This window comes from Streptomyces clavifer (assembly GCF_036345975.1).
Lineage (GTDB): Bacteria > Actinomycetota > Actinomycetes > Streptomycetales > Streptomycetaceae > Streptomyces > Streptomyces clavifer.
Window position 1 is genome coordinate 2,277,102 of sequence record NZ_CP107793.1, and the last position, 25,970, is coordinate 2,303,071.

28 protein-coding genes, 1 tRNA gene and 1 pseudogene are annotated in these 25,970 nt (G+C 69.8%); 19 read left to right on the plus strand and 11 right to left on the minus strand.

Annotation, left to right across the window (positions count from 1 at the left end; all coding sequences use genetic code 11):
* The first annotated feature begins 3 nt into the window (after window positions 1-3).
* The 13 genes and pseudogenes from OG927_RS09770 (at window position 4) to OG927_RS09830 (ending at window position 7,984) form a co-directional block, all read left to right on the plus strand.
* Window positions 4-783 (plus strand): GntR family transcriptional regulator, encoded by a 780-nt coding sequence (locus OG927_RS09770; protein WP_330319997.1) that lies wholly within the window; start codon window positions 4-6, stop codon window positions 781-783.
* Between the two features lie 139 nt (window positions 784-922).
* Window positions 923-1,276 (plus strand): SCO3933 family regulatory protein, encoded by a 354-nt coding sequence (locus OG927_RS09775; protein ID WP_330319998.1) that lies wholly within the window; start codon window positions 923-925, stop codon window positions 1,274-1,276.
* Window positions 1,277-1,278: 2 nt separating this feature from the next.
* Window positions 1,279-2,634, plus strand: a complete 1,356-nt coding sequence (locus OG927_RS09780; RefSeq protein WP_330319999.1) for an FtsK/SpoIIIE domain-containing protein — start codon at window positions 1,279-1,281, stop codon at window positions 2,632-2,634.
* An 84-nt stretch (window positions 2,635-2,718) separates the two neighbouring features.
* The gene (locus tag OG927_RS09785; RefSeq protein WP_030876218.1) at window positions 2,719-2,904 is read left to right on the plus strand and encodes a hypothetical protein; all 186 of its coding nucleotides are present in this window, start codon (window positions 2,719-2,721) and stop codon (window positions 2,902-2,904) included.
* Window positions 2,904-3,593: a DUF2637 domain-containing protein gene (locus OG927_RS09790; RefSeq protein WP_330320000.1), complete on the plus strand. Its 690-nt coding sequence runs from the start codon at window positions 2,904-2,906 to the stop codon at window positions 3,591-3,593. The genes OG927_RS09785 and OG927_RS09790 overlap by 1 nt, the downstream gene beginning before the upstream one ends.
* Before the next feature lie 21 nt (window positions 3,594-3,614).
* On the plus strand, window positions 3,615-3,806 hold the full coding sequence (locus OG927_RS09795) for a mobile element transfer protein (protein WP_330320001.1): 192 nt from the start codon (window positions 3,615-3,617) through the stop codon (window positions 3,804-3,806).
* Between the two features lie 19 nt (window positions 3,807-3,825).
* Complete coding sequence (locus OG927_RS09800) at window positions 3,826-3,981, plus strand: hypothetical protein (protein ID WP_330320002.1); 156 nt, start codon at window positions 3,826-3,828, stop codon at window positions 3,979-3,981.
* 23 nt (window positions 3,982-4,004) lie between these two features.
* Window positions 4,005-4,316, plus strand: a complete 312-nt coding sequence (locus tag OG927_RS09805; protein WP_330320003.1) for a SpdD-like protein — start codon at window positions 4,005-4,007, stop codon at window positions 4,314-4,316.
* A 90-nt stretch (window positions 4,317-4,406) separates the two neighbouring features.
* Window positions 4,407-4,958, plus strand: a complete 552-nt coding sequence (locus tag OG927_RS09810; protein WP_330320004.1) for a GGDEF domain-containing protein — start codon at window positions 4,407-4,409, stop codon at window positions 4,956-4,958.
* Between the two features lie 103 nt (window positions 4,959-5,061).
* On the plus strand, window positions 5,062-5,259 hold the full coding sequence (locus OG927_RS09815) for a hypothetical protein (protein WP_330320005.1): 198 nt from the start codon (window positions 5,062-5,064) through the stop codon (window positions 5,257-5,259).
* 53 nt (window positions 5,260-5,312) lie between these two features.
* A pseudogene (repSA, locus tag OG927_RS09820) lies at window positions 5,313-6,639 on the plus strand (replication initiator protein RepSA).
* Complete coding sequence (locus OG927_RS09825) at window positions 6,636-6,848, plus strand: excisionase family DNA-binding protein (RefSeq protein ID WP_330320006.1); 213 nt, start codon at window positions 6,636-6,638, stop codon at window positions 6,846-6,848. The pseudogene repSA and the gene OG927_RS09825 overlap by 4 nt, the downstream one beginning before the upstream one ends.
* On the plus strand, window positions 6,848-7,984 hold the full coding sequence (locus OG927_RS09830; protein WP_330320007.1) for a tyrosine-type recombinase/integrase: 1,137 nt from the start codon (window positions 6,848-6,850) through the stop codon (window positions 7,982-7,984). The genes OG927_RS09825 and OG927_RS09830 overlap by 1 nt, the downstream gene beginning before the upstream one ends.
* 100 nt (window positions 7,985-8,084) lie before the next feature.
* Here the strand turns inward: OG927_RS09830 and OG927_RS09835 are convergent.
* Window positions 8,085-8,159: transfer RNA gene (locus OG927_RS09835), tRNA-Val, on the minus strand.
* A gap of 221 nt (window positions 8,160-8,380) precedes the next feature.
* Here OG927_RS09835 and OG927_RS09840 point away from each other — a divergent pair.
* The 4 genes from OG927_RS09840 to OG927_RS09855 all read left to right on the plus strand — a co-directional run bounded on the left by OG927_RS09840 (window position 8,381) and on the right by OG927_RS09855 (window position 11,669).
* The gene (locus tag OG927_RS09840) at window positions 8,381-9,148 is read left to right on the plus strand and encodes a DUF4097 family beta strand repeat-containing protein (protein ID WP_319099841.1); all 768 of its coding nucleotides are present in this window, start codon (window positions 8,381-8,383) and stop codon (window positions 9,146-9,148) included.
* 70 nt (window positions 9,149-9,218) lie between these two features.
* Window positions 9,219-10,586 (plus strand): hypothetical protein, encoded by a 1,368-nt coding sequence (locus OG927_RS09845; RefSeq protein WP_056784927.1) that lies wholly within the window; start codon window positions 9,219-9,221, stop codon window positions 10,584-10,586.
* A gap of 282 nt (window positions 10,587-10,868) precedes the next feature.
* On the plus strand, window positions 10,869-11,438 hold the full coding sequence (locus OG927_RS09850) for a DUF4383 domain-containing protein (protein ID WP_056784930.1): 570 nt from the start codon (window positions 10,869-10,871) through the stop codon (window positions 11,436-11,438).
* 9 nt (window positions 11,439-11,447) lie between these two features.
* Window positions 11,448-11,669 carry an FmdB family zinc ribbon protein gene (locus OG927_RS09855; protein ID WP_330320008.1) on the plus strand — a complete coding sequence of 74 codons (222 nt, stop codon included), beginning with the start codon at window positions 11,448-11,450 and terminating at the stop codon, window positions 11,667-11,669.
* A gap of 166 nt (window positions 11,670-11,835) precedes the next feature.
* Here OG927_RS09855 and OG927_RS09860 read toward each other — a convergent pair whose 3' ends face one another.
* The 3 genes from OG927_RS09860 to OG927_RS09870 are packed head-to-tail and all read right to left on the minus strand — an operon-like array spanning window position 11,836 to window position 16,365.
* Window positions 11,836-12,693 carry an HAD family hydrolase gene (locus OG927_RS09860; RefSeq protein WP_330321308.1) on the minus strand — a complete coding sequence of 286 codons (858 nt, stop codon included), beginning with the start codon at window positions 12,691-12,693 and terminating at the stop codon, window positions 11,836-11,838.
* 8 nt (window positions 12,694-12,701) lie between these two features.
* The gene (locus tag OG927_RS09865; protein WP_206431826.1) at window positions 12,702-15,197 is read right to left on the minus strand and encodes a phosphoribosyltransferase; all 2,496 of its coding nucleotides are present in this window, start codon (window positions 15,195-15,197) and stop codon (window positions 12,702-12,704) included.
* A 7-nt stretch (window positions 15,198-15,204) separates the two neighbouring features.
* A complete protein-coding gene (locus OG927_RS09870; RefSeq protein WP_056784943.1) occupies window positions 15,205-16,365 on the minus strand; it encodes an HpcH/HpaI aldolase/citrate lyase family protein in 1,161 nt (386 codons plus the stop codon).
* 211 nt (window positions 16,366-16,576) lie between these two features.
* Between OG927_RS09870 and OG927_RS09875 the strand changes: the two genes are divergently transcribed.
* Window positions 16,577-17,473 carry a TerD family protein gene (locus OG927_RS09875; protein WP_056784947.1) on the plus strand — a complete coding sequence of 299 codons (897 nt, stop codon included), beginning with the start codon at window positions 16,577-16,579 and terminating at the stop codon, window positions 17,471-17,473.
* Between the two features lie 33 nt (window positions 17,474-17,506).
* On the opposite strand, the gene OG927_RS09880 is transcribed toward OG927_RS09875, so the two are convergent.
* The 6 genes from OG927_RS09880 to OG927_RS09905 all read right to left on the minus strand — a co-directional run bounded on the left by OG927_RS09880 (window position 17,507) and on the right by OG927_RS09905 (window position 22,090).
* On the minus strand, window positions 17,507-18,241 hold the full coding sequence (locus tag OG927_RS09880) for a TerD family protein (protein ID WP_056784950.1): 735 nt from the start codon (window positions 18,239-18,241) through the stop codon (window positions 17,507-17,509).
* Window positions 18,242-18,391: 150 nt separating this feature from the next.
* Entirely contained in the window at window positions 18,392-19,540 is a 1,149-nt protein-coding gene (locus tag OG927_RS09885) for a DUF475 domain-containing protein (RefSeq protein ID WP_056784955.1), read from the minus strand.
* Between the two features lie 70 nt (window positions 19,541-19,610).
* On the minus strand, window positions 19,611-20,186 hold the full coding sequence (locus tag OG927_RS09890) for a TerD family protein (protein ID WP_330320009.1): 576 nt from the start codon (window positions 20,184-20,186) through the stop codon (window positions 19,611-19,613).
* Window positions 20,187-20,312: 126 nt separating this feature from the next.
* Window positions 20,313-20,888 carry a TerD family protein gene (locus tag OG927_RS09895; protein WP_056784961.1) on the minus strand — a complete coding sequence of 192 codons (576 nt, stop codon included), beginning with the start codon at window positions 20,886-20,888 and terminating at the stop codon, window positions 20,313-20,315.
* A 139-nt stretch (window positions 20,889-21,027) separates the two neighbouring features.
* Entirely contained in the window at window positions 21,028-21,486 is a 459-nt protein-coding gene (locus tag OG927_RS09900; RefSeq protein WP_056784964.1) for a peroxiredoxin, read from the minus strand.
* Window positions 21,487-21,652: 166 nt separating this feature from the next.
* Window positions 21,653-22,090 carry a DUF3052 domain-containing protein gene (locus tag OG927_RS09905; protein WP_056784969.1) on the minus strand — a complete coding sequence of 146 codons (438 nt, stop codon included), beginning with the start codon at window positions 22,088-22,090 and terminating at the stop codon, window positions 21,653-21,655.
* A gap of 480 nt (window positions 22,091-22,570) precedes the next feature.
* Here OG927_RS09905 and aceE point away from each other — a divergent pair, with 480 nt between their 5' ends.
* Window positions 22,571-25,312: a pyruvate dehydrogenase (acetyl-transferring), homodimeric type gene (gene aceE, locus OG927_RS09910; RefSeq protein ID WP_209470595.1), complete on the plus strand. Its 2,742-nt coding sequence runs from the start codon at window positions 22,571-22,573 to the stop codon at window positions 25,310-25,312.
* A gap of 115 nt (window positions 25,313-25,427) precedes the next feature.
* Here the strand turns inward: aceE and OG927_RS09915 are convergent, their stop codons facing one another.
* Window positions 25,428-25,838: a peptidase inhibitor family I36 protein gene (locus OG927_RS09915; protein ID WP_056784977.1), complete on the minus strand. Its 411-nt coding sequence runs from the start codon at window positions 25,836-25,838 to the stop codon at window positions 25,428-25,430.
* Between the last annotated feature and the right edge of the window lie 132 nt (window positions 25,839-25,970).

Sequence of the window (25,970 nt, forward strand, 5' to 3'; positions counted from 1 at the left end):
TCGATGGGAACAGCAGTAGGAGGTGGCAGGGCCGTACCTCGGTACGTTCAGATCGCCGACGAGATCGTTCAGCAGATCCGGGCAGGCGTCCTCAAGCCTGGTGACATGGTGCCGAGTGAGACCGAGCTGGTCGACCGCTACGGGGTATCCGGCGGCACGATTCGCAAGGCCATGGTGGAGGTCCGCGCAAGCGGCCTGGTGGAGACCCGGCACGGCAAGGGATCCTTGGTAAAGGCTCGGCCTCCGGTACGTCATCGGTCTTCGGACCGGTTCCGGCGCTCGCATCGCAAGGGTGGCAAGGCCGCGTACCTCGCGGAGTCGGAGCAGGCCGGCGCGACCGCCAAGGTAAGCGTGTTGTTCATCGGTCCGGCCGACGCACCCGACGACGTCGCGGAGCGCCTTGGCGTGGATCCCGGAGCCAAGGTGCTGGCCCGCCGCCGTCTCTACTTCCGCAACGGCACTCCGGTCGAGACTGCTACGTCCTACTTGCCGTGGGACGTAGTGAAGGACATCCCGGAGCTGTTCTCCGAGAACCCCGGCCCGGGTGGAATCTACGCCCGACTCGAAGACGACGGCCATGTCTTCGCGGAGTTCGTCGAGACTCTCCAGGCGCGGCCGGCCTCGAAGGCGGAGTCTTCCGAACTCGCTTTGAGCCCCGGCTCCCCGGTCGTTCACCTCATCCGAGATGCCGTGACCGAAGAGGGCCGCGTGGTCGAGGTCTGCGACACCCTCATGGCCGCTGACCAGTTCGTCTTCAGCTACAGGATCCCCGCCACCGACTGACGCGCACTCAACTCACCTCAACCCGCTGCGATTTCTTCTTCGTAGCGGGTTGACTCATGTACAGGAGTGCTGCACTCTTCTTCATGTCACTCCTATACATGAGTGACGGAGTTAGGCACCTACAGAGGAGTGATCTGCTGTGCGCCAGATTCCCGTCGACACCACGAACGCGACCGTGATGGTCGCCAAGGCTCCCCAGCCGAAGGTCAAGGACCGCCGTAGCGGTGAGATCGCGCTCGACAAGGACGGCGTGACGTTGATGACGGTGGAGGTCATGTTCTCCACGCCGGATGAGGTGGAGATCCTCAAGCTCACCGTTCCCCAGCCGGGTGTCTCCGAGGACCTGACCATGGGCACCCCGGTCGCGCTGACGGGGCTGGTCGCCTCGGCGTGGGAGAACGAGTTCAACGGGCAGAAGCGGCACGGGATCGCGTTCCGCGCGGTCGCGGTCACCTCGCTCGCCGCCGCGTCATCGGCCTCGAAGGCGGCCTGATCATGACCGGCTTCACGGTCGCCCTGGTGCTGGTTGTCGCTGTCGCAGTGATCCTGCGGTGGCGGCGCCCCGCCTGGTACTGGCTGGCCTTCGGCGCGGCTCTCGCCGCTGGGCGAGTGCTGGTCCGCTACGTCTCCGTGATGGACGCGTGCGGGCTGACCGTCCCGCCCTCCCGCTGGCGCCTGGCGTTAGCGCGGATGACCAACCGGCCCGTGCCGGAGTCCCGCGCCCCGCGCATCCTGCGCGTCCACCCCACCCGCACCGGCCTGGTGCTCCGCCTCAAGCTCCGCCCCGGACAGGACGCCTTCGACGTCTCCGCCGCCACGGACCGACTGCGCCACTCCTTCGGCATGTACGGCGTGACCTCACGCGAACTGCGCTCAGGCGTAGTTGAAGTACGCATGACCGGCTACGACGTCCTCAAGCGCGTGCAGATGCCCGCCAAGACCGACCCGGCACTGATGCGGGTCCCGGTCGCCCTGCGTGAGGACGGGGCAGTCCACTACCGGGATTACCGTGCCGTGCCGCACGGGCTCACCCTCGGTGCCACCGAGTCGGGGAAGTCCGTCTATCAGCGCAATCTGGTGGCCGGCCTCGCGCCGATGGATGTGGCGCTGGTCGGGATCGACTGCAAGCAGGGCGTGGAACTCTTCCCGCTGGCCCGCCGGTTCTCCGCGCTCGCCGACAACCCCGACACCGCCTTGGAGCTCCTCGACGCGCTCGTCTCGCACATGGAGGACGTCTACCAACTGATCCGGGCCGAACAGCGGATCACGGTGAACGTGCCGGACGCGGAGATAGCCGCCGACATCTGGGACCTCCCTGACCACCTGCGCCCCGTGCCGGTCGTGGTCCTGGTGGACGAGGTCGCCGAACTCGCCCTCTTCGCCACGAAGGACGAGGAGAAGCGCCGGGACCGGATCATCACCGCCCTGGTCCGCCTCGCCCAGCTCGGCCGTGCCGCTGGGATCTACCTGGAGATCTGCGGCCAGCGCTTCGGCTCCGAACTCGGCAAGGGCATCACCATGCTCCGCGCCCAGCTCACTGGCCGCACCGCACACCGGGTCAACGACGAGTCCTCCGCCAACATGGCCTTCGGCGACATCGCCCCAGACGCCGTCCTCGCCGCTATCCAGATCCCCACCGAGACTCCCGGCATCGCCGTCACCGGTGATTCCTCCGGAGGATGGGCCCGCATCCGCGCCCCGCACACCTCGCTCCGAGCGGCCGTGAACATCTGCAACCGGCATGCCGACCGCACCCCGGACCTGCCCGTCCTCGCAGCCTTCCGGCCCGCCGTCGGTTCCCTGGCTCCGGCCTCCGAGCCGCTCACCAAGGCTGCCCCGGCGACGGCCTGACTCCTCCCGCACCACCGGTCGGCGTGACCGCATCGCGCCAGGTCCCTACCCGCTCCATGCCTCAAGGAAGGGAGAGCGACTCCCATGTGTGAGCACATCGAGGACTTCCACCGCACCGTCCTGATGCTCGGCGCCCTGGCCCTGTACGCCGAGATCCCCGGCGCCGACGACGACTTCATCGACACCATCGGCCCGTCCCTGGCCGTATCGCTTCCGGAGCCGCCGCCGGGCATGTTCCCGCCCGGCTACGACCCCATCGGCGGCGTCTGATGGCCCGGCCCCGCTTCCGGGTGGATGCCGTCCTGGTCCAGGCCGTCATCGCCGGTGCTCTGTCCTTCGCCCACCTCCACGACCTCGCCGCCGCCGCTGGCCAGGACGGATGGAAAGCCTGGGCCTACCCGATCTCGGTGGACCTGCTCCTGGTCGCTGCCTGGCGTCGCCTGCGCAGTGAGGGCCCGTCCCGGCTGGCCTGGTGCTGGTTCCTCATTGCGCTGTTCGCCTCGCTGGGTGCCAACGTCGCGACCGCCGGGTTCCTCGACCTCGCCCACCCGCCGGCCTGGCTGCGCTTCGGCATCGCGGGATGGCCCGCCCTCGCCTTCCTCGGCGGCACCCTCCTCGCCCACTCCCACACCACCGAGGATCTGGAGACGGAGACGGAGACGGTTTCGCCGGCACCCGCAGCCCCGGAGCCCACTCCGGAAGTCGAGCGAGAGACCGCCCCCGCTCTGCGACCGGAGCCCGAGCCCATCGCCGCGGCTGCCGAGGACGTCCCGGCACTCGCTCCCGCTCCCGTCGCTCCGGCTGGTCCGTCGGTCCCGGCCGCGTTGGTCGACCACGCCCGCAAGCTCGCCGACGACCACCACGCCCGCACCGGCGCCCGGATCGACACCGACACCCTGCGCGCCCGCCTCGGCGTCCCGCCCCAGCTCGCCGAGACCATCGCCGCCCAACTCGCCTGACCAGAAGGGAGAAACACCGCCATGCCCACTCGTGACCACTTCCACTCCGTGATGCGGATCGGCCCCGTGCAGATCGGCACCCACCGCGACCGCCACGGCCGCACCAAACACGCCGCCGTCTGCAGCGCCGACCGCTGCGGCTGGTCCGCCGACTACTCCAGCCAGAGCGCCGCCCAGCTCGCCGCCCGCACCCACCGCTGCACCGCCCGCTGACCATCAAGGAGATCGCGTCATGGACGTCCCACTCTGGCTCGCCCTGATCATCGTCGGCGCTCTCGGCATCAAGCTCATCCGCCCGCCGCTGTGGCTGGTCGCCGTCCTGGTCCTGGGCGGCTACCTCCTCGCGGACAGCTTCCTCGCCCCTGCCATCGACAGCGTCACCAAGTAACCGTCCGCGAAGGGAGAGCCACCATGTTCAAGCCTAAGGTCCCCACCATGCCTCAGCCCACCGGCCTCATCACCCCGCCGGCCGTCGTCGAGCCGACCGCCGTGGTCCAGCAGAGCCCCACGCCGCTGGTCGCCTCGATTCCTGCGGCCCGGCCGACCGTCCAGCTCACGCCCGGCTCCGCTCTCGCCCTCGTGGGTGGTGGGGCGGCTGTCGTCCTGGTCGTCGGCGCGGTCCTGGTCTCGATGCTCCTCGCGGTCGCGATCACCGGCGCATCCGTCGCCATCTGCGCCCTGGTCATCCGCTCACTGATCGCCTCCGCAGACCAGCACCGCTGACCGGCCTCCGGGCGGTGCCACAAGCCGCCAAGCATCGCCACTGCCCGGACGGCCCACGCACTTCCCTTCCAACCGCATCGAAGGAGAACCGTGGACACCCAAGCGCTCGCCCTCGCCTTACCGCTCATCGGCTGGGCCTCCCACACCGCCCTGCTCACCCACCGGCTCGCCACCGCCCGCCGGGACCCCCTCACTGGCCTGCGCACCCGCGCCGGATGGACCGCCCTCGCCGAGCGCATCATCCGCCGGCACCGGGACGCTGTCGTTCTGCTGCTCGACCTCGACGACTTCAAAAGCCTCAACGACTCCCACGGCCACGCCGCCGGGGACTTCGTCCTGGTCGTCACCGCCGAACGCCTCGCCACCTGGTGCGGCCGCCACGGCATCGCCGGACGCCTCGGCGGAGACGAATTCGTCGCCATCGCCCGCCAGGCCCCGGATCTCGAAAGCCTCCACCGCGCCCTGAACCAGCCCGTGGCCTACGCCGGACACCGGCTCCCGGTCTCCGTGTCCGTCGGCTCCTGCCACGTGAAAGACCTGCCGGTCCGCAGCCTCTCCGACGCGCTCGCCACCGCCGACAGTGCGATGTACGCGGCCAAGGGAACGTCCGGCCGACGCGGCCCCCGCACGCTCAACCGCTGATCTCAGCGCTCTGACCGGCCTCCGGACGGCGCACAAGCCGCCAAGCATCGCCGCCGCCCGGACGGTCCGGCCCCTTCCAACCGCAATCGAAAGGACCACCATCATGGCCCAGCACACCCCTGCCCCGACGCGTATCTGCCCGGACTGCGACGGCTTCCCCGTCGTCGCCATCGACACCGGCACCCTCCTCGAGGACGGCACCCGCGCCACCCTCACCGTCACCTGCCGCCCCTGCCACGGCACCGGCACCACCCGCACCACTGCGACTCCGGCGCCGGTCGTCCAGCGGGAGCACGCGTGACGGACACGATCCTTACAAGTCTGGACCCGGCCACCCTCGGCGACCTGCTGCGGGTGGCCGGGTCCACCGGCTTCGACCGCTGGCAGGACCAGATCCGCCGCACCGGCGGCTGCTCCAACCCCATCCACCTCTCCGGCTGGACCCTCACCAAGGACCGCACCACCGGCCAGACCCTGCACCACTACTCCACCGAAACCGAGCCCGGCGGACGGCTCCGCGTCGCCTGCGGCAACCGCCGCGCCTCACGCTGCCCGGCCTGCGCCTGGACCTACTCCGCCGACACCTACCACCTCATCCGCGCCGGACTCGCGGGCGACCAGGACAAGGACATCCCCACCACCGTCCGCGACCACCCCCGCGTCTTCGCCACCCTCACCGCCCCGTCCTTCGGCCCCGTCCACAACCGCCCCGACACCGGCCGCTGCCGCTGCGGGCACCACCCACTGCCCCGACGACGACACCCTCGGCACCCCGCTCGACCCCGACTCCTACGACTACGCCGGGGCGGTCCTCTTCAACAACCACGCCGGGGACCTCTGGCAGCGCTTCACCAACCGCCTCCGCCGCGAGATCGCCGCCCGCGCCGGCCTCACCCAACGCGAACTCAAGGAAACCGCACGGGTCTCCTACGGCAAGGTCGCCGAGTTCCAAAAGCGCGGGGCCGTCCACTTCCACGCCGTCCTACGCCTCGACGGCCCGGACGGACCCGACAGCCCGCCGCCCTCCTGGGCCTCCGTGCAGCTGCTCGACGACTCCATCCGCGCCGCCGTCGCGCACTCGTACACGACCATCACCGTCCCGGCCGCCGCCGGCCAACCCACCCGCGAACTGCGCTGGGGCACCCAGCTCGACATCCGCCCCATCCGCGCCTTCGACGCCGGGACCGACATCACCGAACAGGCCGTCGCCTCCTACGTCGCCAAGTACGCCACCAAAGCCGCCGAGACGACCGGCACCATCGACCGCCGCGTCGGCAACCGTGAGGCCCTGGTCCTCCTCGAGGTACCCGACCACCCGCGCCGACTGATCGAAGCCTGCTTCGACCTTGACGCGCTCTACCCCGACCGGCGGCTGAGCGCGTGGGCACACATGCTCGGCTTCCGCGGCCACTTCTCCTCCAAGTCCCGCCGCTACTCCACCACCCTTGGCGCACTCCGCCAGATCCGCGCCGACTACCGCGCAGCCCAACAGCGCGAGGAACTCGGCCTGCCCGACCCCGACCAGGACCCGACCGTCCTCGTCCTCACCGACTGGCAGTACGCCGGACAGGGCCACAGCCCCGGCGAATCCGTCCTCGCCGCCTCGATGGCCAGAGACCTGCAACTCAACCGCGAAACCGCACGCGAAGCCCTCGCCCTGGAAGGAGACATGGCCGCATGACTGACCGACTGCTCACGGTGGAGGAGGCCGCTCAACTCCTCGGTACAACCGCGCGCTTCCCGCGTCGACTGATAGCCGAACGGCGCATCGTGTTCGTGAAGGTGGGGCGGCATGTCCGCATCCCTGAGCGCGCGTTGGCTGACTTCATCGCGGCCAACACCGTCCAGCCCATCGTCACAAGCCGGCGGCAGTTCGGGGCGGTGGCCTGATGGCGAACCAGAGGGGCAAGCGACGCCGGTTCGGTTCGGTCCGCAAGCTGCCGTCTGGCCGCTTTCAGGCCCGGTATCCCGGCCCGGATGGTCTACTGCGTTCGGCGCCGGAGACCTTCCCCACTCAGACCGACGCTGACCGGTGGCTGGTCCGCAAGGAAGCGGAGATCCTCGACGGCCGGTGGAAGAACCCGGACGACAAGGTCCTGTTCGGCGTGTACACCGACGCCTGGTTCAAGGAACGCGACTACGCGGCAACCACTCGCGAACGCAACGGCAGCGCGCTACGACTCCACATCCTGCCGACCTTCGCGGACGTGGTCCTGAGCGAGATCACGACGCCGCAGATTCGCCGCTGGCGTGCCGGCCTCCTGGAGTCCGGTGTCGGTGAGGCGACGGTCGCCAAGGCGTATCAGATCCTCCGCGCCATCATGAACACTGCGGTCGACGACGAGGTGATCCAGCGCAACCCCTGCCGTATCAAGGGCGCCGGTGCGGCCAAGACTGCCGAGCGGCCGTTCCTCGATGTCACCGAGGTCTTCCAGCTCGCCGACGCAGTGCCGGCGCGCTTCCGGGTGTTCATCCTCCTGGCGGCCTTCACCGGCCTCCGCTTCGGGGAGCTCGCCGCGCTCCAGCGCCATGACGTCGACCTCGAACGGCAGACCGTCGCCGTACGGCGTGCCCTGGCCGAGACCCGCACGGACGGCATCCTGGTCAAGGCACCCAAGAGCGCGGCCGGTGTGCGGACCGTCGCCTTCCCGGCCTCGTTGGCGGAAAGCCTGGCTGCTCACCTCGCCGCCTATGCCGAGCCGGGTCGTACCGGGCTGGTCTTCACGGGAGCGAGGGGCGGGCAGCTTCGCCGGAACAACTTCCGCCGTCTGTGGCTGCGGGCGCTGGAGACGACCGGTCTGGGAGACGTCCACTTCCACGATCTGCGCCACACCGGGAACACCCTCGCCGCGACCGGCGGTGCGACCACACGTGAGCTGATGCAGCGGATGGGCCACTCGTCGGTGCGTGCCGCGCTGATCTACCAGCACCTGGTGAACGGCCGTGACCACGCGATCGCCGCTCACGTCGACGAGCAGATCAGGAAGGTCCGGCCGGCGGAGTCCGACGGGGCATGTGGCACGTAAGTGGCACAACGCCTCTCCCCCGCCCCCGCGGCTGAGAAACGAACAAGGCCCAGGCGCCCGGTTCTGTACCGGTGACCTGGGCCTTCGTCGTGCTTCCTGCTGGTGGGCGCGGACGGTTTCGAACCGCCGACATCTGCTTTGTAAGAGCAGCGCTCTACCCCTGAGCTACGCACCCGTGGATGAAGCAACAGGTTACATGGCCTACCGCCCCGGCCGGCAATCCGGTTATGGGCCCATCCGGTGCCGGCGCCTCCGGAGCCGGCGGGGCGGCGGCGGGCCGTGGCATGCGGGGGATATCCCCACCCCGGAGACGGTAGCCGTCCGGATCGTCCCGGGGGCCTGGCCCTCCTTACCGTGGAACCACACCGGCAGCGCTACCAGGGGGACCCGATCACGATGACCAGCCGTACCCGCACCCACGCACTCGTGACCACCGGGGCAACCGCCCTCCTCCTTGTGGCCCTCAGCGGTTGCGGATCGGGCACGGACGGTGCGCCCGCCGAGCAGAAGTCGTTCCCGTACAGCGGGAAGGCCCTCACCATCGACAGCGGGAACTCCAGGGTGGACGTCGTTCCGGCCGATGTGGAGCAGATCGAGGTGACCCGCCGGGTCGACGGGTGGGTCGTGTTCGGCAGCGGCCCGGATGCCACCTGGAAGCTGGAGGGCGGCACACTGACGCTCAAGGTGAAGTGCAGTGCGGTGATCAGCAACTGCGACGCCCACCACGAGGTGAAGGTGCCCCGCGGGACCGCGCTGACGGTGGACGCGGACAACGGCAAGGTCACCGCCTCCGGGTTCGCCACCCCCCTCAGGCTGTCCGCCGGCAACGGCGAAGTCGTCGTACGTGATTCCAGTGGGCCGCTGGAGCTGACCGCGGACAACGGCTCCGTCCTGGCCGAGCGGGTCTCCGGGGCTTCCGTGGTCGCGCGTTCGGAGAACGGAGAGGTGACGCTCGGGTTCAGCCGGGTGCCGGATCTCGTGGACACCGCCAGTGACAACGGGAGCATCACCATCGGCCTGCCGGCGAGCGGCGGAGCGTACGCGGTGTCCGCCTCGGCCGCCAACGGCGAGGTCCACGTCGACGTGCCGCGCAGCGAAGACAGCAAGCACGTGGTGAAGGCGCGCAGCGAGAACGGGGAAGTCAACGTCCGAACAGCGAACTAACCGGCCCGTGTATTCGTCCTTACTGGTGGGAGAATGAACCCGGCAGGGCGAAACGGCACGGGAGAGGGATGTGACGGCGACACACGCGCGGCCGCAGGCGAAAGCGAGTGGTGGTTCCGCCGTCAAGGACGTCCTGGTGCTGATGCTGCTGCCGGTTCCGCTGATCACGGCCTCGCTGTCGGCGGCCTTCGCCGGCGGGGGTACGCGCCGTTGGTTCGGGGGGCGCGGGGAGAGTCAGCGCGCCGACGCGCAGGCGGCGAAGGATGACGCCGCTGCCGCCTTCTACGAGCTCGACACCGCTCAGCGGGACCTCAAGATCTCCATCGAGACGATCACCGCCGTGGACCATTCACCCCGCGCCCGCAAGGCGGCGGAGGACTTCGCGGCACTCGGCCGACGGATCGACGAGGTCAGCCACACGTACATCACGGCGGTCGATGCGCACGACCTCGACCGGGACGATCTGGAGCCGTCGGCCGCGGCCGGTGCGCGGACACAGCTGACCCGTGCCAAGGACGATCTCGTACGGGTGAAGGGCGAGCTCGACCGCTTCGCCCAGGGGCTCGGAACGCTGCTGGGCAGTGCGGAGACGCAGCTCGCCAGGCTCGCGCCCGCCGTGGAGCGCGCCCGTCAGGCACTCCTCGGCGCGAGCAACGCCTTGGACGCGGTACGCGCTTCCGGGTTGCGGGCGGACGACCTCGCGGCTCGGCTGGCGGCCCTCGCCCCGGAGCTGACCAAGCTCAACCAGGGCGCCGGGCGGCACGGTGTGGCCGAGACCCTGCAGCGGGCGGATCAGGTGCTGAGGGACGCGGAGGCGGTGCGTGCCGAGGCGGACCGGCTGCCCGAGCGAGCTGCGGAGATCGACCGGCGGCTGGTGTCGCTGCGCACCCGGGCCCAGGCGCTGACGACGCGCGCCGGACAGGTCGAGCCGGTGCTCAGCGAGCTGCGGCGACGCTTCTCGGCCGCCTGCTGGCAGGATCTGCAGCCGGTTCCCGATCAGGCCGCGGCCAATGTGCGGCAGGCCGAGGAGAAGCTGGCGGAGGCCGCCACGGCGCGGGCCGAGCAGCGCTGGGCGGACGCGACGGCCCAGCTGAGTACGGTGCGTGCGCTGCTCAACGCCACGGATGAGGCGGTGTCCGCCGCCGGTGACAGGCTGCAGCGGCTGAACGCCGTGGCCAAGGATCCACAGACGGAGATCGACCGCACCCGGTTCGCGATCCGGGACGCCCAGCGCCTTGCCATGGCCGGGCGGCACACTCCCGATCCGCGCCATGCGCGTCCGCTGGACGAGGCCGTGGCCCGGCTGGACCGGGCGATCAGCGGACTGGAGGGGCGGCACCCCGACTACTGGCACTTCCTCACCGAGACGGAGGCCGTGCGGCAGTCGACGACCCGGGTGGTCTCCGCGATCCGCGAGGAGCTGGGCGGCGGCGCCTGAGCCGTACGGGGCAACGTACGGAGCAACGGGTCCAGGGCCCGGAGACGGAAGGCCGCCCGCCCCGGCCGCGCGTGAGGTCTCCGAGCACGAAGAGCTCCGTACGCCGCTGAGCTCAGCGGCCCGCGGAGCTCCGAGCCCGCCGGCCCCGGGCCGAAGGACCGTCCCCGCAGCCCGGCCGCCACCCGCCCGATTTGTCCCCCACCCCGGACGGGCAGATGCTGAAGGTGCGCAGCGGGCTCCCGCTGAGGCGTTTCTGGCCGCACGCGGCCGAAGGAGGCCGTCATGGCCACACAGGTTCTGCGCCCCACGGGCCGACGCCGTAAGGCGACCAGGCTCGACGAACACCTGCCGGTCGACCACCGGCTCAGTCGGGTCTACCGGGTGGGGGCCGGCCTGATGGGGTTGGTGCTCCTCGTCTTCGGCATCCTGGGGCTGATCGACCGCATCGGCTTCTTCGACACCGGCGGCGACACGGTGGGCGGCCTCAACACCAACGGTGCGCTCAGCGTGCTGTCGATCTGTGTCGGGCTGATGCTCTTCGCCGGAATGATGGTCGGCGGGAATCTCGCCTCGACCCTGAACATGGTCCTGGGCATCGCCTTCATCCTCAGTGGGTTCGTGAATCTGGCGCTGCTGGACACGGGCCTCAACTTCCTCGCCTTCGAGATGCAGAACGTGTTGTTCAGCTTCGTGGTCGGGGTACTGCTGATGATGTTCGGCATGTACGGGAGGGTCAGCGGCGGTCTGTCCCACGACAATCCGTACTGGCGGGCCCGCCACCCCGAGCAGGCTGCCCGTGAGGAACGCCGCAGGCGGCCCCCGATGCCCGAGATCACGCGGGAGAGGCCCTAATCTGGGGCCATGCCTCGCTACGAGTACCGCTGCCGCCCCTGCGACGAGACGTTCGAAGTCAGCCGGCCCATGGCCGAGTCCTCCGCTCCGGCCTCCTGCCCCTCCGGACACGAGGACACCGTGAAACTGCTCTCCACCGTGGCCGTCGGCGGCTCCGCCGCGTCGTCCGCCCCCGCTACGTCGGCCGGTGGCGGTGGTGGTGGCTGCTGCGGCGGCGGTTGCTGCGGCTGAACCGCGACCACACACCCCACACGACCCGCACGCCCCGCCCGCGCCGGCACCCCCGCGCCGGCACCGGGCCCGCACACCGCAGCCTCCTGCGCGCGCGTGCCCCTGAGCCCGTGAGCCCGTCCGTCACCACCGGCAGCACGCCGGCCGGGGTGCCTCCGGAGGCCGCTCAGCGACCCGCTCGCCGCTGCCGGTCGGCGGCGAGCAGGAAGCGGCGGAGGATCTCCTCGCCGGCTGCGACGCCCCGCTGTCGGAGCACCTCGGTGTTGGGGGCGCCCCAGCCGCTGTCGGCCAGCTCGCCGTGGCCCGGGCGCCAGCCGTGGTCGGCGGCGAGGAGCAGATCGGCGTCCAGGAGCGAGTCACCGGCGGCGAGTGTCGTCGTGGCGCCGCAGCGGCGTGCCACCTCCGTCATCGCCGCGCTCTTGGTGAGCGGTTCGGGTACGGCGTAGATCTTGCGGCCCTGCAGGGACACGGTCCAGCCGCGGGGGCCCGCCCAGGCGGTGAGCTCCTTCACCCAGCCCTCGGGCAGGGCCTGGCGGTCGACGACGAGATACACGAAGACGTCCTCGGCCACCCTTTCCTTGAGCAGCCAGGCGGGATCGGCCGTGGCGAGGAGGTGCGCCCTCACCTCGGCGAGCGAGGCGCACTCGTCGGCGATCCGGCCGGCCACCCGGGCCTGCCAGTCCTGGTCGGAGACGCCGTCGACCAGGAGGTGGCCGCCGTTGGCGCAGATGGCGTACCGGGGCGCGGGGCCGGGCAGGTGTATCCGCCCGTACTGCTCCCGGGTGCGCGTGGTGGTGGGCACGAAGACCGTGGTGCGGGCCAGCTCGGCGAGCAGTTCGGCGGCCTTCTCGGTCATGTAGGAGAGCGGCTTCTGACCGTAGACCTCCACGCAGAGCAGCCGCGGGGCCTCCTCGTCCGGCATGGTCAGCTGGAGCGCGGCGGCCGAGTAGATGAGGGTGCGGTCGAGGTCGCTGGCCACCAGCGTCACGGGGGCCAGCGACCTCACGGCATCCCCGGGCGTCATGGTCGTGGTCACTTCGCCGCCACCGCCGTACCGTCCGCGCCGGTCGCGCCCCGGGTGAACTTCGGGTGGATGAGTCCGACGCAGGTGTACGGGAGCTCGTCGACCTCCTCGACGGGGACGCCGCGCTGTTCGGCGAGCAGCCGTACGTGGTCGAGGTCCGCGCCCGCGCCGCGCTTGGCGAGGATCTTCCAGGGCACGCGGCGCAGCAGTACCCGGGTCGTCTCGCCGACTCCGGGCTTCACGAGGTTCACGTCGTGGATCCCGTACTCCTCGCTGATCCGCTCCACGGCGGCCCAGCCCTCCCAGGTGGGGGCGCGGTCCCCGGACAGCAGTTCCTTGGCTTCGGCGGCCACGGCGTCGGCGACCTCGTCGAAGCGGGCTGCGACGGTGTCCAGGAAGAAGCCGGAGACGTCGGAGTCCGCGAGCTCCCGGTAGAACTTCGCACCGTGGAAGTCGTGCGGGCCGACGAGGTCGGCGCGCAGGACCGTACGGGAGATCAGGCCGGACACCGTGGAGTTGAGGCAGGCGGACGGGACGAGGAAGTCCTCGCGCGTCCCGTACGTCCTGACGCAGCCGCCCGGGTCGGCCAGCACGGCGATCTCCGGGTTGAAGCCGTCGAACTCCTCCAGGGCGACCGCGAGCTCGCGGGTGATGGCGCCCTTGCCGGTCCAGCCGTCGACGAAGACGACGTCCGCCGGGTCGTGGTGGGCGGCGAGCCAGCGCAGGGCGTTGGCGTCGATGCCGCGGCCCCGGACGATGGAGACGGCGTAGTGCGGCAGGTCGAGTCCGTGCCGGTGCTGTGCCCAGCGGCGCATGAGGACACCGACGGGGGTGCCGGCCCGTGCGAGGGAGACGAGGACGGGGCGGGGGCCGCGTTCCGCGAGGACCGTCTCGGTGACGGTGCCCACGGCACGGGCGATACGGGCCGCGGAGGTGGCCAGGGCCGCTTTGAAGAGCTCCTGGTACCGCGGGCTGGGCTGGTACTCGACGGGCAGCGATTCGGCGTAGTGCGCGCCACCGCTCTGTATCGCCTCCTCGCGCTCCTCGGTGGGGGCCTCCAGTGCCGTGTCCGAGAGGTCCTGGAGCAGCCAGCCGACGTCGTCCGCCGCGTAGGAGGAGAAGGCGGGGCCCCGGAGGGGTTCGGGCAGCATGGCGGCTTCCTGCCTGTGAGAGGTCGACGAGGGGACGTACGAGGGGACGACCGCGAGCAGGACCTGTCCGGTGTGCGCCGCGAGCCGGGCCAGCAGCCCGTCGGGGGCGTGCAGTGCGGGGGTGTCGGCGGTCGAGTCGACGACGGCGACGACCGCGTCGAAGCCGGCTCCCGCGACGTTGTAGGCGTACCGGTCGCCGGGCCCGTCGGCGGGGTCGTCGTGGGCCGGGAAGACCAGGCGGCTGCGTATGGCGTAGCCGGGGTCGTCGACGGCGAGCACGGGCGAGCGGGTGGTCGTGGAGTACCGCACGTCGGCAGTGGTGGCGTCCTCCAGGGCCGTTCCGAGCCTCAGCGGCGCGTACATCAGCTCCTCGAAGCCGAGGACGAGCACCTTGCGGGCGTCGCCCAGTGCTTCGGCGACCCGGGCGGCCAGACCCGGCAGGGCGGCTTCCAGCGCCGCGCGGTGGACGGGGGTGAAGCCGTGCCGTCCGCCGTCGGGGACACCGGCCGGCCAGTCCAGCTCGACCCGCACGGGCGCCGGGCGGGCACCGCGCCGGGCGGACGCCCCGGACGAGAGCGAGGACGGAGACGGGGGCGGGGCATCCTTCTCGTGGGCCGCGACGAGACTCCGGCCCTTCTCCAGGACCCCGTCCGGCAGCAGTACGGTGCCGGACGCGCGGGCCACCAGGTCCACACGGGCGCCGATCTCCTCGGCGAACTCCGCCAGCCGCCCCCGGTCGGCCCCGGAGCGCATGTCCACGAGGGCCACGATCACGTACCGGTCGCGGGGGTAGCGCTCGTGGAGGGCGCGGATGGTGTTGAGGACGGTGTTGCCGGTGGAGAACTCGTCGTCGACCAGCACCAGCGGGGCCCCCTGTCCCGCACTGCTCAGCAGGTCCGGGTCCTCGGGCAGCAGCAGGTGGGACGTGGCGTGCGAGTGCGCTTCCTCGAAACCGCCCGCCTGGGCGACACCGGCGACGGGCCGGCGGGTCGAGTGGAGGTACGGGGCCACCCCGAGCCCGTCGGCGACGGCGTGGCCGAGGCCGGTCGCCGTCTCGGCGTACCCGAGGACGACCGCGCGGCCGGCCTCGGTCTCGCCCAGCAGGTCCCGCACGCGTTCACCGAGCTCGAAGCCCGCCCCGTACACGACGGACGGCCGCTGGGGCACGTGCTTGCCGAGCACGTTCGACACGAGCAGATGGGCCCGCTTCGGGTTGCGGCGCAGGGCGAGGCCCAGCAGCTCCCGGAGTTCCCCGTCGCCGACGAGCTCGACTCCGAGCCGCTCCGCGACCCAGTTACCCGACCACTCCACGTCCACTGCCTCTTCCCTCGATGCCGATACGCACGCGCCCATGGCCCGCTCAGTCCGACAGTCCCGCGGCCAGGAGCTCCACGAAACCGACGTTCTCCCGCGCCACCCCGAAGACCTCGGCCCTCTGCAGGGTCCGCTCGGCCCAGGCGCGGTGCGGTTTCACTTCATTCATCTTGTTCGTATAGGCCGATCGCAGCACGCCGCCGCCGCCGCGCTCGGGGCGGAGGATGTCCTGGGCGTCGCTGTACTCCTCGTGGCTGACGACCGACAGCGCGTGCACGGGCTGCACGTGGGAGGGGTGGATGCACGTCTTGCCGAGCAGGCCGTTGGCCCGGTCGAGCTCGATCTCCCGCAGCAGTCCGTCCAGGTCGTGCTCGATGAGGGCGGTGCGCAGCTCCTCGGCCCGCCCCATGAAGGGGCTGCGGCGCAGCTGGGGCTTGAACATGCGTTCCTGGAGGCGGAAGTACTCCCACACGGGACCGGTGATGGTGAAACCGGTCCCGTCCGCGCGGCCCAGCACGTTGACCACGTCGCCGATGACGGCGCCGACGATCTGCACGTCGTACGCCGTCATGTCGGGGGCGCGGCGCAGACCGTACGCCGAGCAGAAGTCCGTGACGCCGAGCCGCAGCGCGAGGACGCGCTCACGGTGTTTGTCGACGGTGCGGGCGATGCCCTGGAGGGTTTCCGTCCTGCTTTCCAGGTGCAGCAGTTCGGGGGATTCGAGGACGGGCATCGCGAACAGCCGGTGTCCGCCGGCCGCCTCGGCGGCGGTGAGGGCCTCCAGGAACAGCTCGCCCCGCTCCTCCGTGAATTTCGGAAGTACAAATCCAGACAACAACCGGGCCGAGCTGCCGAGGCGCTCCACGAGGTCGGAGATCTGCTCCGGCTCACGGACCCTGATGAAGAGCAGGGGCACGTCGTCGGCGCGCGCCTCGAGTTCCTTGAACTGCCCGACCAGATTCGCCTCGGCGCCGACCACTTCCGCGTCGTCGATCGAATCCTCCAGGCAGAGGACCATGGAGACCACACCGCGCCCGGCCAGTTTGATCACGTCATCGGCCAGCCGGGGCCGGGTCGCGGGGCTGTAGAGAGTGGCTCCCAGGGCCACCGACAGCACGCGTGCGGAGGAGCTCGCGCTGAATTCGCACGGCTCCTTGTAGAACAGGCCCTCTCGGGCGACGGGCGAGATGTGCCCGAAATGACGCATGTGATTCCCCCGTACTGCCTGACAGGCCGGACATCGTATGGCCGGTAATAGTACGTTCGGACAGGTGTCGGCGGTTCCCCGCCCGTATGAACTTCGGGTAACCCGGACCTTTCTCACACGTCTGGCGGCGCGCCTCCGTGCCGCCCTCGAACGGCCCCTGGCCTACTGGTTCCGACCCCCGCGTTGTCCGGGCGGCCCCCCAGCAGGCAGGATGACCGGCATGACGCACGCGATGCTGAAGGGCTCGAACGTCCCTCTCGATGCCACGGCTGTCCGGGCCGTGCTGCGCTGGACCCCGGGCACCGGTGTCCCCGACGTGGACGCCTCCGCCCTGTTGCTCGGCGCCTCCGGCCGGGTGCGTTCCGACGAGGACTTCGTCTTCTACAACCAGCCCCGGCATCCCTCGGGCTCGGTACGCCGACTGCCCAAGCGCAGTGTCCCCGAAGGGCTCACGGACACGATCGAGGCGGACCTCACCGCGCTCGACCCCTCCGTGGACCAGGTGGTCATCGCCGCGTCCTGTGACGAAGCGGCCTTCGGAATGGTCCGGGACCTCCGCATATCGCTGTACGACGCCGCGTCCGCGGACGGTGATCCGCTCGCGGTCTTCGACGTGAGGGCGGAGACCGGCGAGGAGACCGCCATCATCTGCGGCGAGCTGTACCGGCGCGGCGAGGGCTGGAAGTTCCGTGCGGTGGCACAGGGGTACCCGACGGGCCTGATCGGACTGGCCACGGCCTTCGGTATCTCGGTCGACGACACCGAGGCCGCCGACGACCCGGAGGCCGAGGCAGCACCCGCCGCACCCGCACCGGAGCCCTCCGCGCCGGACCCGCACGCGACGGTCCAGCACCAGCAGCCCGCGTACGGCTATCCGCAGCCCACCACAGCGCCCGGGCCCACCTACGGCTATCCCCAGCCCTCCACGGCCCCCGGGCCCGCGTACGGCTACCCGCAGCCCACCACGGCCCCCCAGCCGGCCTACGGCTACCCCCAGCCCGCAGCCGCGCCCGCGTACGGCTATCCCCAGCCCGCGGCCGGGGCCGCGCCCGCCGCCGACCCGAACTTCGTACTCCCGCCGCAGGGCCCGCAGTTCCTCCGGTCCTGAGCCGTCCCCCCGGCGGCCCTTCACCGGGGGCACTCAGGCCCGCGTCTTGTAGCCACGTCCCCACTGCATCCCGAAGCCGTACATCCGGTCCAGCTCCGACTGGAAGCCGTACACGAACTTCACCTCGCGCCGCACGATCAGCTCGCCCTTGACGTTGTCCACGGTGAACACGGCGCAGGAGCGGGCCTGCGGGGCGCGTTCGTCCAGCTCGATCTCGATCCGCGGGCCGTTTCCCGGATAGAGCGTCACCTTCGCTTGCGTACGGTCGAAGGCCGGGGTCTGGTCGTAGATGTAGACGAAGAACAGCAGGCGCTTGATCTCGTCCCGCTTGTCGAGGTTCACATAGACCGTCTCGCCCGAGGGCGCCCCGAAGCGGTCGTCCCCGCTGAGCCTGATGTACGGCGCCGTGTTCAGGTCGCCGATGAGGTTGCCCAGCGGCTGCACCACGCCCTTCGTGCCGTCCGCGAGCTCGTACATGCAGCCCAGGTCCAGGTCGACGTTGACCATGCCCTGGGTGTGGGCCTGGACCACCTCGGGCTTGAAGAGCTTCAGGGGGCGCAGCAGCCGGCCGCTCTGCTGCGCCCTGCCCCCGATGTCCGACGTACGCATCCGCCACGACAGGTTGACGCGCAGGTTCCCCGACAGCGCCCCCTGCTTGTTCAGCGAGACCGTCGCGTTGCGCTTGGAGAGCACGATGGAGCTCGTCGCGGAGTTGCCCGATTCGAACTGTGCTGCCCGCCCCGGCCGCAGGCCGTCCCAGAAGGCCATCCCAACCCCCACATGTAGTCGCTACCGCCCCGGCCCGCGCACCCGCCCCGCACGTCGCTGCGGGGCGGCCACCGGGTCGGGTCCGGGTGTTCCCGGAGAACCGCCGCAGTGGCCGCCCCGCAGAGAGAGCGTTCCTCAATACCTGCCGGGTCACACCCCGGAGGAGACCTCCGCCTTGGAACCGGAGCCGCCGTCGCCGCCGCCTGCTGCGGCGAGTGCCTTGTTGCGGCGTACCGAGGACCAGAAGGACCAGCCGATCAGTACGACTCCGACGAGGCCGGTGATGATCTCGTTGATCTCGAACCGGATGGTGACGAGGAGGATGACGGACAGTGCGCCGATCGCGTAGTGCGCGCCGTGCTCCAGGTAGACGTAGTCGTCCAGGGTGCCCTGGCGGACCAGGTACACGGTGAGCGAACGGACGTACATGGCACCGATGCCGAGGCCGAGGGCCATCAGCACGATCTCGTTGGTGATGGCGAAGGCGCCGATGACGCCGTCGAACGAGAAGGACGCGTCGAGGACCTCGAGGTAGAGGAACATGAAGAACGCGGCCTTGCCGGCGAGGACGACCCCGGAGACCGGCTTGCCGGCCTTCCTGGCCTCTTCCTCGGCCTCGTGCTCGCGCTCCTCCTCCTCTTCCAGCTTGTTCTCGAAGAAGCCGGAGAGACCGCCCACGACCAGGTACGTGATCAGACCGGCGATGCCCGAGAGCATGACGGTCTCCGCCTTGTTCGCGTGGCCCCCACCGTGCTGGTGGGCCTGGGTCGCGAACGTCATGGCGGTGATCAGCAGGATGATCAGCGCGACGCAGACCGACAGCATGTCGACCTTGCCGAGCTTGGCGAGCGGACGCTCGAGCCAGCCGAGCCACTTGATGTCCCGGTCCTCGAAGATGAAGTCGAGGAAGATCATGAGCAGGAACATGCCACCGAAGGCGGCGATGGACGGATGGGCGTCCGTCACCAGTTCCTTGTACCGGTCAGGGTCGTTGAACGAGAGATCGATGGCCTCGATCGGCCCGAGCTGGGCGCTGATGGCCACGATCACCACGGGGAAGACCAGCCGCATACCGAAGACCGCGATGAGCACGCCGATGGTAAGGAAGATCTTCTGCCAGAAGGCACTCATCTTCTTCAGGATGCCGGCGTTGATCACCGCGTTGTCGAAGGACAGCGAGATCTCCAGGATCGACAGGATCGCGACGATGCCGAATGCCTGCCACCCCCCGTAGAACACCGCTGCGACCAGGCCGAGCGCGGTGACCGCGAACGACCAGCCGAAGGTTTTCAGAACCACTGGCTACCCCATCATGTGTGTAACGGGTCTCCCCCGATGCGTACGGGGCTCCCCCGCGCCGCGCGCGGTTTTACGAAACGTTGACCCCGAAGTCTAGAGCGATGCCCCGCAGCCCCGACGCGTACCCCTGTCCGACTGCACGGAATTTCCACTCCCCGCCGTAGCGGTACAGCTCTCCGAAGATCATCGCGGTCTCCGTCGAAGCGTCCTCGGTGAGGTCGTAGCGAGCCAGTTCCTGGCCGTCGGCCTGGTTCACCACGCGAATGAAGGCATTGCTGACCTGCCCGAAAGTCTGCCCACGATTGTCCGCGTCATGGATCGAGACCGGGAAAAGGATCTTGTCGCAGTGCGGAGGCACCTCGGTGAGGTTCACGATGACCGACTCGTCGTCGCCATCGCCCTCTCCCGTGAGGTTGTCGCCGGTGTGCTCGACGGAGCCTTCGGGGCTGGTGAGGTTGTTGTAGAACACGAACCATTCGTCACCGAGCACCCGGCCCGACTGGCACAGCAGTGCGCTGGCGTCGAGGTCGAAGTCGGCTCCCGTCGTGGATCGTGCGTCCCAGCCGAGCCCGACCAGCACCTGGGTGAGATTGGGTGCGGCCTTGGAGAGGGAGACATTGCCTCCCTTGGCGAGCGTGACGCCCATGGTGTGTCCTCCCCGAGTCGATGGACGGTCGTTCGAGCGCACGGCGCCGTCGGGCGCCGCACGCTCTGGTGAGCGCGTCCGGCGCCGCACAACGTGCGGCGCCGGACGTGGTGGTGCTGAGACGGCTCAGACGTTGACGCCGAAGTCCTGCGCGATGCCGCGCAGACCCGATGCATACCCCTGGCCGATGGCACGGAACTTCCACTCCGCGCCGTTGCGGTAGAGCTCGCCGAAGACCATGGCGGTCTCGGTCGAGGCGTCCTCGCTCAGGTCGTAGCGTGCGAGCTCGCTGTTGTCCGCCTGGTTGACCACGCGGATGTAGGCGTTGCGCACCTGACCGAAGCTCTGCTGACGGCTCTCGGCCTCGTAGATCGAGACCGGGAAGACGATCTTGTCGACATCGGCCGGGACACCGGCGAGGTTGACCTTGATGACCTCGTCGTCGCCCTCGCCCTCACCGGTGAGGTTGTCTCCGGTGTGCTCGACCGAGCCGTCGGGGCTCTTGAGGTTGTTGAAGAAGACGAAATTCCCGTCGCCTGCGACCTTGCCCTCGGTGTTCGTCAGCAGAGCGCTGGCGTCGAGGTCGAAGTCACCACCGGTGGTCGTACGGGCATCCCAGCCCAGACCGACGATGACCGCCGTCAGGTTGGGCGCGGCCTTGGTCAGCGAGACGTTGCCGCCCTTGCTGAGGCTGACTCCCACGAGTCCTCCAAATGTTTTGAGAGGGCCGGCAGACACCAGCGCCCCCGTCGTGCGTTGGCATCGGATCAACGATTGGATCCTAGTGACCGGTTCCCGGCCAAAACAGGCTTTTGGCCGGGCGCCGCCGGAGATCCCGGAATCAGATCGAGTCGAGGGCCTTGATGTAGTCGTTCAGGTCACGCGCGTCCGGCAGGGCGTTGACGACGGTCCAGCGGACCACGCCCGCCTTGTCGATGACGAAGGTGCCGCGCACCGCGCAGCCCTTCTCCTCGTCGAAGACGCCGTAGGCCCGCGAGGCCGCGCCGTGGGGCCAGAAGTCCGAGAGGAGCGGGTAGTCGAGCCCCTCCTGCTCCGCGAAGACGCGCAGGGTGTGGATCGAGTCGTTGGAGACGGCGAGCAGCTGGGTGTCGTCGTTCTCGAACTTCGGAAGCTCGTCACGGAGCGCGCAGAGCTCTCCCGTGCAGACACCGGTGAACGCGAACGGGTAGAAGAGCAGCACCACGTTCTTCTCACCGCGGAAGTCGGACAGCTTCACCGTCCGCCCGTGGTTGTCCTTCAGTTCGAAGTCCGGAGCCGGCGTGTCGACCTCGATCGCCATGAAACGTGTCCTCTCGCGTCGCCACCAATTCCCCGGCCTGGTCCGTCCGGGTGACCTCCCACCCTACGCAAAGCCCTCCTCCCGGCCCGCGCGGCCCCGTAAGGGCGCGTACGAAGGCCCCCGGCGGCGTAATGCCGACGGGGGCCTCGGTGTGATGAAAGGAGGTTCAGCGCTTGGCCTTGGCCCCCTTGGGAGTGACCAGACGGCTGCCCGTCCAGTCCTTGCCCGCGCTGATGCTCTTGGTCTGGGCGAGACCAGCTGTCTGGGCAGCCTCGTTGATGTCGCTCGGTTCGACGTAGCCGTCGCGGCCGGTCTTGGGCGTCAGCAGCCAGACCGCCCCACCGTCCTCGATCAGACCAATGGCATCCACCAGCGCGTCCGTAAGGTCGCCGTCCTCGTCGCGGAACCAGAGCAGGACGACGTCAGCGACGTCGTCGTAGTCCTCGTCGACGAGTTCCTGGCCGATTGTGGCCTCAATGCCCTCACGGAGCTCCTGCTCGACGTCGTCGTCGTAGCCGATCTCCTGGACCACCTGTCCGGGCTCGAACCCAAGCCTTGCGGCCGTGTTGGTCCGTTCCTCCGCGTGGTCCGCGGTCGCGCTCACGGGTTGCCTCCTGATCATGTTTCGGAAAATGCTTCAGCCACGCGCGTGCGCGGGGCATTGGCCGTAGTCCACACGGGCTCGGCGAATCGCGCAAGTACCCGGCGTCCGAGACCGCCTAAACGGTGACGTTCCCTGCCACGTCGCCGCAACGTCCGGCATGTCTCCTGCGGGGTCCGGAACACTGTCCGGACCCTTTACGTCCTTCCTCAGCTTATGCCGTTTCGATCCGCCATTCGGAGTCGAACAGCCTTTGGGAACGCTTGGCCGGGTTGGGCGTATGGTTGCGGTTTGGGCCGGAGCGCCCTCGTTCCGCCGGTACCCGGGCCCGGACCCGGCGTCCGGAACCTTGTGTTACCCCACAGTAGAGATGACGTTCAGGCCCTCGCGGTACACGATGGAGTCGGCGTACAGCCGACCTCCGGGGGTACGTTCCCCCGGGACAGGGCCCCGAAGAGCAGCACCGAGCAGCGAAGGAACAGCGTGGCTTCCGGATCCGATCGCAACCCGATCATCATTGGCGGCCTTCCGAGTCAGGTCCCGGACTTCGATCCAGAAGAGACCCAGGAATGGCTCGACTCACTCGACGCCGCCGTCGACGAGCGGGGCCGTGAGCGTGCCCGCTACCTGATGCTCCGGCTCATCGAGCGCGCGCGGGAGAAGCGCGTCGCCGTGCCCGAGATGCGCAGCACGGACTACGTGAACACGATCGCCACGAAGGACGAGCCGTTCTTCCCGGGCGACGAGGAGATCGAGCGCAAGGTCCTCAACGCGACCCGGTGGAACGCCGCGGTGATGGTCTCCCGCGCCCAGCGGCCCGGGATCGGGGTCGGCGGCCACATCGCCACCTTCGCCTCCTCCGCCTCGCTGTACGACGTGGGCTTCAACCACTTCTTCCGCGGCAAGGACCAGGGCGACGGCGGCGACCAGATCTTCTTCCAGGGGCACGCCTCCCCGGGCATCTACGCCCGCGCCTTCCTGCTCGACCGGCTGAGCGAGGGGCAGCTCGACGCCTTCCGCCAGGAGAAGTCGAAGGCCCCGAACGGCCTGTCCAGCTATCCGCACCCGCGGCTGATGCCGGACTTCTGGGAGTTCCCGACGGTCTCGATGGGCCTCGGCCCGCTCGGCGCGATCTACCAGGCGCGGATGAACCGCTACATGGAGGCGCGCGGCATCGCCGACACCTCCAAGTCACACGTGTGGGCCTATCTGGGCGACGGCGAGATGGACGAGCCCGAGTCGCTCGGCCAGCTCTCCATCGCCGCCCGCGAGGGTCTGGACAACCTGACCTTCGTGGTCAACTGCAACCTGCAGCGCCTGGACGGCCCGGTCCGCGGCAACGGCAAGATCATCCAGGAGCTGGAGTCGCAGTTCCGCGGCGCCGGCTGGAACGTCATCAAGCTGGTCTGGGACCGCACCTGGGACCCGCTGCTCGCGCAGGACCGCACCGGCATCCTGGTCAACAAGCTGAATACCACCCCGGACGGCCAGTTCCAGACGTACGCGACCGAGACGGGCTCGTACATCCGTGAGCACTTCTTCGGCGACGACCCGCGGCTCCGCGACATGGTCAAGGACATGTCCGACCACCAGATCCTGCACCTGGGCCGCGGCGGGCACGATCACCGCAAGGTCTACGCGGCCTACTCGGCGGCCAAGGCCCACAAGGGCCAGCCGACGGTGATCCTGGCGCAGACGGTCAAGGGCTGGACGCTCGGACCGAACTTCGAGGGCCGCAACGCGACCCACCAGATGAAGAAGCTCACGGTCGAGGACCTCAAGCGCTTCCGTGACCGGCTGCACATCCCGATCACGGACAAGCAGCTGGACGAGGGCCACCCTCCGTACTACCACCCGGGCCGGGACTCGGAAGAGATCCAGTACATGCACGACCGCCGGCAGGGTCTGGGCGGTTACGTCCCGACGCGTGTGGTGCGCGCGAAGCCGCTGCAGCTGCCGGACGAGAAGACGTACGCAGCCGCGAAGAAGGGTTCGGGTCAGCAGTCGATCGCCACGACCATGGCCTTCGTCCGCGTCCTGAAGGACCTCATGCGGGACAAGGAGATCGGCAAGCGTTTCGTGCTGATCGCACCCGACGAGTACCGCACCTTCGGCATGGACGCGTTCTTCCCGAGTGCGAAGATCTACAACCCGCTGGGTCAGCAGTACGAGGCGGTGGACCGCGATCTCCTCCTCGCGTACAAGGAGTCGCCGACGGGCCAGATGCTGCACGACGGCATCTCCGAGGCCGGCTGCACGGCCTCGCTGATCGCCGCGGGGTCGGCGTACGCCACGCACGGCGAGCCGCTGATCCCGGTGTACGTCTTCTACTCGATGTTCGGTTTCCAGCGCACCGGTGACCAGTTCTGGCAGATGGCCGACCAGCTCGCGCGCGGCTTCGTGCTGGGTGCGACCGCCGGACGTACGACGCTGACCGGTGAGGGGCTCCAGCACGCGGACGGCCACTCGCAGCTGCTCGCTTCGACGAACCCGGGCTGTGTCGCGTACGACCCGGCGTTCGGGTACGAGATCGCGCACATCGTCAAGGACGGTCTGCGCCGGATGTACGGCGGAACGCCCGAGGAGAACGAGGACGTCTTCTACTACCTCACCGTCTACAACGAGCCGATCCGGCACCCTGCCGAGCCCGCCGACGTGGATGTCGACGGCATCCTCAAGGGCGTGTACCGCTACAGCAGCGGCGAGAAGGGCCGGATCCCGGCCCAGATCATGGCGTCCGGGGTGGCGGTGCCGTGGGCGGTGGAGGCGCAGCGGATCCTCGCCGAGGAGTGGGACGTCAAGGCGGACGTCTGGTCGGCGACCTCCTGGAACGAGCTGCGCCGCGAGGCCGTGGACGTGGAGCGGTACAACCTGCTCCACCCGGAGGAGGAGCAGCGCGTCCCCTACGTGACGCGGAAGCTGTCCGGCTCCGAGGGCCCGTTCGTGGCGGTCTCGGACTGGATGCGTTCGGTGCCCGACCAGATCGCGCGCTGGGTGCCCGGTGCGTACCAGTCGCTGGGTGCGGACGGCTTCGGCTTCGCCGACACCCGCGGGGCGGCCCGCCGCTTCTTCCACATCGACGCGCAGTCGATCGTGCTCGCGGTGCTCACGGAGCTCGCGAAGGAGGGCCGGATCGACCGTTCGGCGCTGAAGACGGCGGTCGACCGGTACGACCTCCTGGACGTGGCCGCGGCCGACCCCGGCCCGGCCGGCGGCGACGCGTAGCGGTACGGGAGTACCTACGCCGCGCAGGTGTACGAAGGGCGACGAGACCTCGGGTCCCGTCGCCCTTCGGCGTTCCGCGGCCGGTCCCGGCCCGCCCGGTCGTGGACGACCGCGGTCAGTTCTCCCAGATCTTGAAGGCCCTCACGGTGTACGGAGACCGGGGCACCCAGGTACCGCCGCCCGGGTAGGTCTCGAACTCTCCGGTCTCCCCGCACTCGGCCGACTGATAGGTGGTGACGGGACGCCCGGTGCGGTTGACCAGGGACTGGGCGTGGCTGCCGGACGGCAGAGGCACACAGCTCTCGATGTCGACGGTGGACAGTTCATGGGTCTGGCCGGCCCCCGTGAAGCCGGTCTTGGCCCAGAGGCAGAGCTGCCCCGCCCCGCAGGGTGCGAGCCCTGCCGGGTGGGTGTGCGGGGCGCTGCGGACGGGGCCGTGGTGGGTGGCGGGCGCGGTGCCGGCCAGTGCCGTGGCCGGGACGAGCGCGGTGGCCGCCAGGGTGGCGGCGAGAACGGTCGTGCGCATGGTGGTTCAACCCCCGTGGTCGAGCGAATCGATGTCCGCACTCTGACCTGCGCGGGAGCACACCGGGAAGGGGCCCGGCGACGGACCACCCTGATAGGCGACAGCCCCGCCGGTACCGTCCGGCGGGGCTGT

Bases quoted from the DNA above. Each gene is read 5' to 3' on its own strand.
- OG927_RS09830 (WP_330320007.1), top strand. From the start codon at position 6,848: ATGGCGAACCAGAGGGGCAAGCGACGCCGGTTCGGTTCGGTCCGCAAG.
- OG927_RS09815 (WP_330320005.1), top strand. From the start codon at position 5,062: ATGGCCCAGCACACCCCTGCCCCGACGCGTATCTGCCCGGACTGCGAC.
- OG927_RS09865 (WP_206431826.1), bottom strand. From the start codon at position 15,197: ATGGGCGCGTGCGTATCGGCATCGAGGGAAGAGGCAGTGGACGTGGAG.
- OG927_RS09855 (WP_330320008.1), top strand. From the start codon at position 11,448: ATGCCTCGCTACGAGTACCGCTGCCGCCCCTGCGACGAGACGTTCGAA.
- OG927_RS09890 (WP_330320009.1), bottom strand. From the start codon at position 20,186: ATGGGCGTCACGCTCGCCAAGGGAGGCAATGTCTCCCTCTCCAAGGCC.
- OG927_RS09850 (WP_056784930.1), top strand. From the start codon at position 10,869: ATGGCCACACAGGTTCTGCGCCCCACGGGCCGACGCCGTAAGGCGACC.
- OG927_RS09875 (WP_056784947.1), top strand. From the start codon at position 16,577: ATGACCGGCATGACGCACGCGATGCTGAAGGGCTCGAACGTCCCTCTC.
- OG927_RS09840 (WP_319099841.1), top strand. From the start codon at position 8,381: ATGACCAGCCGTACCCGCACCCACGCACTCGTGACCACCGGGGCAACC.
- OG927_RS09805 (WP_330320003.1), top strand. From the start codon at position 4,005: ATGTTCAAGCCTAAGGTCCCCACCATGCCTCAGCCCACCGGCCTCATC.
- OG927_RS09900 (WP_056784964.1), bottom strand. From the start codon at position 21,486: ATGGCGATCGAGGTCGACACGCCGGCTCCGGACTTCGAACTGAAGGAC.
- OG927_RS09825 (WP_330320006.1), top strand. From the start codon at position 6,636: ATGACTGACCGACTGCTCACGGTGGAGGAGGCCGCTCAACTCCTCGGT.
- OG927_RS09880 (WP_056784950.1), bottom strand. From the start codon at position 18,241: ATGGCCTTCTGGGACGGCCTGCGGCCGGGGCGGGCAGCACAGTTCGAA.
- OG927_RS09870 (WP_056784943.1), bottom strand. From the start codon at position 16,365: ATGCGTCATTTCGGGCACATCTCGCCCGTCGCCCGAGAGGGCCTGTTC.
- OG927_RS09790 (WP_330320000.1), top strand. From the start codon at position 2,904: ATGGCCCGGCCCCGCTTCCGGGTGGATGCCGTCCTGGTCCAGGCCGTC.
- OG927_RS09770 (WP_330319997.1), top strand. From the start codon at position 4: ATGGGAACAGCAGTAGGAGGTGGCAGGGCCGTACCTCGGTACGTTCAG.
- OG927_RS09780 (WP_330319999.1), top strand. From the start codon at position 1,279: ATGACCGGCTTCACGGTCGCCCTGGTGCTGGTTGTCGCTGTCGCAGTG.
- OG927_RS09795 (WP_330320001.1), top strand. From the start codon at position 3,615: ATGCCCACTCGTGACCACTTCCACTCCGTGATGCGGATCGGCCCCGTG.
- OG927_RS09785 (WP_030876218.1), top strand. From the start codon at position 2,719: ATGTGTGAGCACATCGAGGACTTCCACCGCACCGTCCTGATGCTCGGC.
- OG927_RS09800 (WP_330320002.1), top strand. From the start codon at position 3,826: ATGGACGTCCCACTCTGGCTCGCCCTGATCATCGTCGGCGCTCTCGGC.
- OG927_RS09860 (WP_330321308.1), bottom strand. From the start codon at position 12,693: ATGACGCCCGGGGATGCCGTGAGGTCGCTGGCCCCCGTGACGCTGGTG.
- OG927_RS09915 (WP_056784977.1), bottom strand. From the start codon at position 25,838: ATGCGCACGACCGTTCTCGCCGCCACCCTGGCGGCCACCGCGCTCGTC.